We start from the raw sequence: 7,581 nt of genomic DNA, 5'->3' as shown, positions 1-7,581 counted from the left end.
GGTTGGCACCGACTGGATTAAGCTGGAGCTGATAGGGGATGACTACACCCTCCAGCCGGATCCGGTGCAACTGCCCGCTGCTGCCGCCGAGCTGGTGCGGCGGGGGTTTAAGGTTTTGCCGTATAGCACCGACGACCTGGTGCTGTGTCAGCGGCTGTTGGATGCCGGCTGTGAGGTAGTCATGCCCTGGGCGGCTCCCATCGGTACTGGCAAGGGCCCCCTCAACCCCTACAACTTGCGCCTGCTGCGGGAGCGGATTGAGGCACCGCTAATTGTGGATGCCGGTCTAGGCCTGCCTTCCCACGCCTGCCAGGTGATGGAGTGGGGCTTTGACGGGGTGCTGCTCAATACGGCAGTGGCTCTGGCTCGGGATCCGGTGGCGATGGCCGAGGCCTTTGCGGAAGCAGTGCGCGCAGGCCGGCGAGCCTACCTGGCCGGCGCGATGACCCCCCAGGAAGCGGCTCAGCCCAGCACACCGGTTCTCGGCACCCCCTTCTGGCACCAAGGGTGAGCAGCTTAGGCGGCAGGCTTTTGGGCCTGGATCACCTGCAGGGCTCCTCCAGCGTGCAGGGTCTGCCAGACAGGTTGCCAGCCCTGTTGCTGCAGATACTGGGGCAAGTCCAGCTTGAGGAAGTGCCAGGCGGTCTCGGTTTCAAACAGGCCTAGAAAGAGGGCCAAAGCTGGCCAAAGGAGAGGCTGGCAAGGCGTGTGCAAATCGAGAATTAAAAGCCCTCCCCCCGGCTTGAGCACCCGCCACACTTCCCGCAGCACCTGTTCCAGGTCAGGAAAAGGCAGCTCGTGCAGGGCCAAGCTGGTGTGCACCCAATCAAAGCTCTTGGCAGGAAAGGGCAGAGCCTGGGCAAAGGCTTCCACAAATTCCACCTTGGGGAGGCGTTGGCGAGCTGCCGCCAGGGCCTTGGGGGAAGCATCCAGGCCGACAACGTTTTGGCTCAGCTCGGCCAGGATTGGAGTCACTTCGGCAGGGCCACAGCAGAGATCCAGGACCCAATCCTGGGGTTGGATGGGGATCCCTTGGAGGGGTAGCCGGCGCAGTCGCTCATATCCCCCCACTGCTAGGGCAGCCGCACGGCTGATGCTGCGGTAAAGCCAGGGAAAGCGGTAACTCCAGTCGCGCAGGAAGGTGGCCATAGGCAGGGATCCCTTGGGGCTTCTCCAGCCTACCTGTGAGACGGCTCCCCTGTCTCCTTGCTATTGTTGGTCCTCACCCCCAACCCCTCTCCCAGAGGTCACCCAAGCGCTCCGCGCCGCTCACGCGACCACCCCCAACCCTTCTCCCAGAGGGAGAGGGGAGTTGGCCCGGCTATTTTTGCCTAATGTGGAACTTTTTTCTGCCGGCAATCGTCTAGGCCGACAAGGCATCTTGGGCCTTTTCTCCACCCACCTGCTGGTATGACTCAGTTTGAGCTGCCTCCTTCCCCTTCCGCAAGGCCTGGCCAGCACAGCGTGATCTGGCTGGTGGCTGCGGCGGGGCTGACAGTCTTGCTCTGGCGGTTTCCCTGGGGCAATTACCTCCTCTACCCCTTTACTTTGTTGGCCACCTGGTTTCACGAGATGGGCCATGGCCTGATGGCACTGCTGTTGGGGGGGGAGTTTCATCGTCTTGAGATCTATCCCGACGGCTCGGGGCTGGCCATTCACAGTGGCGAGCTGTTTTTGGGGCGGGTGGGGCGGGCCTTGGTGGCGGCTGCCGGGCCGATGGGGCCGCCCATAGCTGGGGCCCTGTTCATCCTCACCTCCCGCCGCCGCAGCACAGCTCGGCTGGGGCTGGTATTTTTGGGATCCCTGTTGTTGCTCTCGACGCTGCTCTGGGTGCGTTCCCCTTTTGGCCTTTTGTTCCTCCCGGCCATGGGTTTGGGCATCCTGGCAGTAGCTCGCTGGGCTGCTCCTTGGTTACAAAGCTTTGCCCTGCAATTTTTGGGGGTGCAAGCCTGCGTGAGCACCTATCACCAGCTCGACTATCTCTTTATGGACGCTGCTGTCATCGACGGGCGGTTGATCCTCTCCGATTCCAGCCAGATTGCCCAAAACCTGTTTTTGCCCTACTGGTTCTGGGGAGGGGTGATGGCGGTGTTTTCTTTGGTTCTGCTGATCACCAGCTTGCAACTGGCCTTTCGCGACTAGGGGGCAAAGCCGCAATTCTGGAAGTGATTGTTGTCACCTAAAAATCCGTCGCCCATCACTGCCCAGCCGAAAAAACCGCCGCTACAGTAGGGGGCATGAGGAGTGAGGAGTGTGGGAGCGGATTATGTGGCGAGACGTTATTGGACTGGCTCTGGCGGCTACGCTGCTGTTGATCAGCAAAACGGCGGCAGATACCCTCGGCGAGAGCAAAGTACCAACTCTCAGCAAACCTGAGCCAATCCATTTTGTTCCACTGCAGTGAGGTTGTGCGTCGAGGCGTTATCACATTGCCGTTTTGTGCAACACTCATCCTAGAGTCTTTTCGTGAGGCCTGGGATCCCTGATGCGCATAGCCCTGTTTACGGAGACGTTTCTGCCCAAGGTGGACGGCATCGTTACGCGGCTTTGCCATACGGTGCGCCATCTGACGGCCCGCGGCAACTCGGTGCTTATCGTCGCACCGCAGGGGGCTCCCAGGCGGTTTGCCCGGGCACGGGTCTACGGGATCCCAGGCCTGCCCTTGCCCCTGTACCCGGAGTTGAAGCTGGCTGCTCCCGGCCCAGTCATCGGCAGGGTGCTTAGCCGTTTCCGTCCGGATGTGATCCACGTGGTCAACCCTGCGGTTTTGGGGTTGGGGGGCCTCTACTACAGCCAAGCGATGGGGATCCCGCTGGTGGCCTCCTACCACACCCATCTGCCGAAGTATCTGAAGCACTACGGGCTGGGCTTTCTGGAGGGAGTTTTGTGGAACCTCCTCAAGCTAGGGCACAATTTGGCACGGGTCAACCTCTGCACCTCGACGGCGATGATGCAGGAGCTGAGCGCCCACGGCATCGAGCGGGTTCACCTGTGGCAGCGGGGGGTGGATACGGAGCTGTTTCACCCGCAGGCTGCTAGCCCAGAGATGCGGGCCCGCCTTACGGCAGGGCAGCCGGAGCGGCCGCTGTTGCTCTACGTAGGTCGGCTCTCGGCGGAAAAAGAGGTGGGGCGGATCCGGGTGTTGCTGGAGCAGATCCCGCAGGCGCGCCTGGCTATCGTGGGCGACGGGCCGGAGCGGGGATCCCTGGAGCAACATTTTGCCGGCCACGACGTGGTGTTTACGGGCTACTTGCAGGGGCAGGACCTGGCAGCAGCTTTTGCGTCCGCGGATTTGTTCGTGTTCCCCTCCCGCACCGAGACGCTGGGCTTGGTCTTGTTGGAGGCCATGGCTGCCGGTTGTCCGGTAATCGCCCCCCGCTGTGGCGGCATTACCGATGTGGTGGACAGCGGCCGCAACGGCTTTCTCTTCGATCCCGATTCCGACAGCGACTTTGTCCAGGCCACCCGGCAACTGTTGGAGAGTGTCGGGCAGCTGCAGATCTTCCGGCAACAGGCCCGCCAAGAGGCCGAGCGCTGGAGTTGGTCGGCGGCCACACAACAGTTGGAGGAGTACTACCGCACCGTCATCGCCGAGTCGGGATCCGGCAAGAGCGCAGGCAGCGCGTGAGAATAAGAACAAAAGTCTTCAGCTAAGGAACAGCTTATCGCCCAGTCGCAGCGGATCCCCGACTATAGCAGAGCCCTGCTGCTGGAGCTGTTGCATCAGGGCATCCAGATCTCCTGGCAAAAGGAGCTGCAGGCAGCCTGTGGAGAGAATAAACTGCGGGTGGCCCACCCGCTCCAGGGATCCCAATCGTACCCTGCTGCAAGTGCATTACTTAGGCCTCCAGATCAGCCAGATCAGCGGTGCAACTCCAGGTCGCGTCTGCGCTGTAGAGCAACTGGGGAGCACGCTTAGGCGGAGAGGGGGCGCTCCCCTTCAATGGCCCGCACCTGCTCGACAAAGAACTCTTCTAGCGACTGCCGTTGCCAATGCAAGTCGGTCACCACTGCCCCCGCCTGGCTTAAAAGAGTGAGCAGCTCCGGCAGGGATCCGCCCCATTCCCCCGACCAATGGGATCCCTGGATCGAGAAGTGCTCGAGGCGGTCGCGGAACTGGTCGATGGCGCCGCCGTGCCCTTGCACGCGGTAGCTTTTGCTCTGGCCCAGCAGCTCGTCCAATGTTCCCTGCTGCACCAACTTGCCGCCGACAATAATGCCAATGCGGTTGCAGATTACCTCCACATCCCCCAGGATGTGGCTGTTGAAGAACACAGTCTTGCCCTGTTGCCGGAGAGACAAGATGATCTCGCGCATCTGGTAGCGGCCTATGGGATCCAGCCCCGACATCGGCTCGTCCAGGAACACCAGCTCCGGGTCGTTGATGAGGGCCTGGGCTAGGCCAGTGCGCTGCAGCATGCCCTTGGAGTAGGTGCGCATTGGCTTTTTGCGGGCCGTATCTATAGAAAGCCCCACCAGCTCCAGCAGTTGTGGGATCCGCTCCTTGAGGAGGCTATCGGACAAGCGAAAGACCTTGCCCGCAAAATGGAGAAACTCCCAAGCAGTTAGGTAGTCGTAAAAGTAAGGGTTTTCCGGCAGATAGCCCACCTGCTGCTTGATGGAGCGATCCCCCAGGGGTTTGCCCAGCAAAGTGCCCCTGCCGCTGGTAGGCTCCACAATGCCCAGCAGACACTTGATCGTGGTGGTTTTGCCAGCTCCATTAGGCCCCAGTAGCCCAAAGGTTTCGCCACGGGCCACTGTTAGCGAAAAATCCTTGAGAGGGCTGACCACCTTGTTCAGCCAAAAGCCGGTGCGATAGGTTTTGCTCAGACCAGTGACGGCAATGGCCGGCTCAGGCTGCACGGCAGTCGCTTCTAGAGAGGGGGCCAACGTCTCGCTCATAGGAGGAGGCTGGGGTTGAAAAAACTAAGAAGAACTAAGCAGGATGCTAGCCTGCTCTCCAGTTTACGCTCTCCCCCCTTCTTTTGCCTCAGCCACTGGTTGGCAGCAACCTAGAAAGGCGTCTTGACCTTGGGTTGCTTAACCTTCAGCTCGCGAATCCGTTTCAACATCTTTTGGAAATACTCGGCCAGGTAGTCTTCAAGGGAGGTCAGAGAAGCCAGTTCAATGCCCAAGGCTTCGCACACAGGCGTCATGTCGGCATGCATCGGCTCCTTGGCGGCGATCACCTCCACAAACGCCAGCCGGTCGGCAATGTTCCAGCTCCACTGAAAGAACTGGGCCACCTTACGCGCCCCTCGCAGCAGCCCCAAGGGCATGGTGCTGACCTTGGCTTTTTTGCCGGAGAGCTGCTCGCACAGGGCGATGACCTCTTGGGATGTCCAGGCCTTGGGCCCCACCAAAGGGAAGATCTGCCGCTTGGCGGCTTCGACGCTGAGCGCTCGCACGGCAAACCGGGCTGCATCTAGGGTGTCGACGTAGGCCGTGGGGATGCTCTCGCTGGCTACCCAAACAATTTGCTCTTCCAAAATGGGGATGGCGTACTGGCCGATCAATCCCTGCATGAAGCCCGCAGGACGAAAGATGGTGTAGGGCATCTGGGATCCGATCAAGTACTTCTCGATGTGGTGCTTGAAATTCATCAGGGGCACATTGGGGTACTCATGCTGAGCACCCATGATGGAGAAAAAGACGAAGTGGCCCACTTGGGCAGCCCGTGCCGCATTGATCAGAGCAACTTTGCCATCCCAATCCACCTGGCGGGCGCTGAGGGTGTCGGTTACCCGCACCGTGGCACAGTCGATCACCGCCTCGACGCCTTCCATCGCCGCTCGGAGCGTGCTGGGCTGCAGTAGGTTCCCCACCTTGAGGTGGGCGCCCCATTCACTCAAGAAAGCAGCCTTGGCCGGGTTTCGCACCAGACAAGTCACCTGATGCCCTTCTTCGATGGCCCGCCGCACCACCTGACGGCCCAGCGTTCCTGTTGCCCCCACAACCAGCACGTTCATAAAATTATCATTTCTTAACCTTAGGCTTAGTCTATCAGACAAAGGCAGCTTCCAACACAGAAGGATAGCTTGGTAGCCCCGAACTGGAGTGCGGGGCGGAAAAGCCCGTAATTGGCAATAACAGCGCCTTTACGAGTTTGTTTTTGAACTGCGTAAGGATCCCCCGCCTTTAGGCAGTGGGAGTGTCAAAACTCGGCCCAACTCTAAGCCATGAACAAAACAGGGATCCCCGACCCAAGGAGCTTTGCAGGGATCCCCAGCTCAGTCTGCTGCCGAGAGAGTGTTCACCCAGCCAGCTCGTTCATGCGTTGTGCCAAGGTGAAATCCAGTTCCGTAATGCCTCCGGCATCGTGGGTGGTGAGATCCACCCGCACGCGGTTGTAGACATTGGTCCACTCGGGGTGATGCCCCATACTCTCGGCCACCAAAGCCACACTGCTCATCCAGCCGAAAGCTTCCACAAAGGAGCGAAATTGAAACTGGCGATGCAGCTTCCCCTCCTGCAAAGACCAGCCGGGCAGCTTCTCTAGCTTGGCCTGGATCTCGGCTTCACTGAGTTTGACAGGTCTGGACATGGGCCTTCCCTCCAGTCGATGCCATCGTTTCCATCACGTTTTCATCAAAAGAGCGGCTGCGGGCAGATCCCAGCTTCTTTACAAAACTTCGTAGTCTTCCAGTTCCTGGGAGGCGGCAGCAGGGCCGAGGGGTTTGTATAGCCAGTAGCCTTGCACAGCAAAGTGGGCCTGCCTATAGAAGTTAAGGGCAGCTTGATTGTGGCGGTAAACCTGCAAGGTGATGGCCGACAACTGCTGCTGGGATCCCCAGCGTTCTACCTGTTGCAGCAAAGCTCTGCCCAGCCCCCGCCGACGATGGGCAGGATCCACCCAGAGCAAAAAGACGTAGGCCACCCGCCGATGAGTGGCTTGGTCAGTAGAAATGCCGGCCCACACGCCGCCCACCGGCTCCCCTGTTGCTTCGTTGAGGATCCACCAGCAGGGAGTACGGGGGGGGTCGAAGAGGCGATCCAGGGTCGCTTCCAGGTGATCCCACTGGCTTTGCTCGGGGAAAGACTCCTGCAAGGTGGCCTGCAATCCCCGCCGCACCCAGGGCCGATCCCAGGCAGAGCCAATGCGCCAACGGTAACCGGCAGGCAGAGGGATCTCCAGTTCAGCCATCCTCAAACATTCGCGGAAGAAAGATCGGCAAGACCCATCGATGTTACTTCCTCTACCGGGGCCGGCTGGGCCATATCTTCCGGCAGAAACGAGCGGATGCTCACCACCACCAGAGTAAATAGGAACACCAGCAGGATGAGAGCAGGAAAGATATATTGCCGCAGGATGTTCACGTTCCTACACAATCCTTTCAGTCTCTAGAGCATAGCGTGCAGAGGTGGATCCCTAGTCGGTCTTCCGGAAATCTCCTCTCCCCATCCTATCCTCATCTCAGCCCCTATCGACTAACCGGGCGGGATCCCGCGCGTCAACAAGGTGAGAGACTGTAGCCTATGATTCCAAAGTAAGCTCCGTCGTGCAATGAACTACCCCACCGCGCAGGCGGGTGGGGTTTCCCCATCCGCTTTACGGCGAGATTTTTGTCTCTTCCTCTGCCC

Annotated in this window: 11 protein-coding genes; 4 read left to right on the top strand and 7 right to left on the bottom strand. The window is 59.9% G+C overall.

Annotated features, from left to right (window positions below; translation table 11 throughout):
• The coding region (locus NW841_RS10865; RefSeq protein ID WP_414386370.1) for a thiazole synthase at window positions 1-511 on the top strand (511 nt) is incomplete at its 5' end.
• Between the two features lie 5 nt (window positions 512-516).
• Here NW841_RS10865 and NW841_RS10860 read toward each other — a convergent pair.
• On the bottom strand, window positions 517-1,149 hold the full coding sequence (locus NW841_RS10860; RefSeq protein WP_414386368.1) for a class I SAM-dependent methyltransferase: 633 nt from the start codon (window positions 1,147-1,149) through the stop codon (window positions 517-519).
• Window positions 1,150-1,410: 261 nt separating this feature from the next.
• Between NW841_RS10860 and NW841_RS10855 the strand changes: the two genes are divergently transcribed.
• The 3 genes from NW841_RS10855 to NW841_RS10845 all read left to right on the top strand — a co-directional run bounded on the left by NW841_RS10855 (window position 1,411) and on the right by NW841_RS10845 (window position 3,628).
• On the top strand, window positions 1,411-2,142 hold the full coding sequence (locus tag NW841_RS10855; protein WP_414386367.1) for a M50 family metallopeptidase: 732 nt from the start codon (window positions 1,411-1,413) through the stop codon (window positions 2,140-2,142).
• Window positions 2,143-2,266: 124 nt separating this feature from the next.
• Entirely contained in the window at window positions 2,267-2,404 is a 138-nt protein-coding gene (locus tag NW841_RS10850; protein WP_414365997.1) for a hypothetical protein, read from the top strand.
• An 81-nt stretch (window positions 2,405-2,485) separates the two neighbouring features.
• On the top strand, window positions 2,486-3,628 hold the full coding sequence (locus NW841_RS10845; protein ID WP_414386365.1) for a glycosyltransferase family 4 protein: 1,143 nt from the start codon (window positions 2,486-2,488) through the stop codon (window positions 3,626-3,628).
• Between the two features lie 18 nt (window positions 3,629-3,646).
• Here the strand turns inward: NW841_RS10845 and NW841_RS10840 are convergent, their stop codons facing one another.
• The 6 genes from NW841_RS10840 to NW841_RS10815 form a co-directional block, all read right to left on the bottom strand.
• Entirely contained in the window at window positions 3,647-3,814 is a 168-nt protein-coding gene (locus tag NW841_RS10840) for a hypothetical protein (RefSeq protein ID WP_414365995.1), read from the bottom strand.
• A 101-nt stretch (window positions 3,815-3,915) separates the two neighbouring features.
• On the bottom strand, window positions 3,916-4,902 hold the full coding sequence (locus tag NW841_RS10835) for an ABC transporter ATP-binding protein (protein WP_414386363.1): 987 nt from the start codon (window positions 4,900-4,902) through the stop codon (window positions 3,916-3,918).
• A gap of 110 nt (window positions 4,903-5,012) precedes the next feature.
• On the bottom strand, window positions 5,013-5,969 hold the full coding sequence (locus NW841_RS10830) for an NAD(P)H-binding protein (protein WP_414365993.1): 957 nt from the start codon (window positions 5,967-5,969) through the stop codon (window positions 5,013-5,015).
• Between the two features lie 284 nt (window positions 5,970-6,253).
• Window positions 6,254-6,544: a 4a-hydroxytetrahydrobiopterin dehydratase gene (locus NW841_RS10825; RefSeq protein WP_414333027.1), complete on the bottom strand. Its 291-nt coding sequence runs from the start codon at window positions 6,542-6,544 to the stop codon at window positions 6,254-6,256.
• Between the two features lie 78 nt (window positions 6,545-6,622).
• Window positions 6,623-7,144: a GNAT family N-acetyltransferase gene (locus NW841_RS10820; RefSeq protein WP_414333028.1), complete on the bottom strand. Its 522-nt coding sequence runs from the start codon at window positions 7,142-7,144 to the stop codon at window positions 6,623-6,625.
• A 2-nt stretch (window positions 7,145-7,146) separates the two neighbouring features.
• Window positions 7,147-7,317 (bottom strand): hypothetical protein, encoded by a 171-nt coding sequence (locus tag NW841_RS10815; RefSeq protein WP_414333030.1) that lies wholly within the window; start codon window positions 7,315-7,317, stop codon window positions 7,147-7,149.
• Window positions 7,318-7,581: the final 264 nt, after the last annotated feature.

The organism is Synechococcus sp. H60.3 (assembly GCF_047462295.1).
Classification (GTDB): domain Bacteria; phylum Cyanobacteriota; class Cyanobacteriia; order Thermostichales; family Thermostichaceae; genus Thermostichus.
Note: the sequence above shows the minus strand (reverse complement) of the source record. Positions and strands in the feature narration are given on the sequence as shown.

Bases quoted from the DNA above. Each gene is read 5' to 3' on its own strand.
- NW841_RS10835 (WP_414386363.1), bottom strand. From the start codon at position 4,902: ATGAGCGAGACGTTGGCCCCCTCTCTAGAAGCGACTGCCGTGCAGCCT.
- NW841_RS10855 (WP_414386367.1), top strand. From the start codon at position 1,411: ATGACTCAGTTTGAGCTGCCTCCTTCCCCTTCCGCAAGGCCTGGCCAG.
- NW841_RS10845 (WP_414386365.1), top strand. From the start codon at position 2,486: ATGCGCATAGCCCTGTTTACGGAGACGTTTCTGCCCAAGGTGGACGGC.
- NW841_RS10820 (WP_414333028.1), bottom strand. From the start codon at position 7,144: ATGGCTGAACTGGAGATCCCTCTGCCTGCCGGTTACCGTTGGCGCATT.
- NW841_RS10830 (WP_414365993.1), bottom strand. From the start codon at position 5,969: ATGAACGTGCTGGTTGTGGGGGCAACAGGAACGCTGGGCCGTCAGGTG.
- NW841_RS10860 (WP_414386368.1), bottom strand. From the start codon at position 1,149: ATGGCCACCTTCCTGCGCGACTGGAGTTACCGCTTTCCCTGGCTTTAC.
- NW841_RS10825 (WP_414333027.1), bottom strand. From the start codon at position 6,544: ATGTCCAGACCTGTCAAACTCAGTGAAGCCGAGATCCAGGCCAAGCTA.
- NW841_RS10850 (WP_414365997.1), top strand. From the start codon at position 2,267: ATGTGGCGAGACGTTATTGGACTGGCTCTGGCGGCTACGCTGCTGTTG.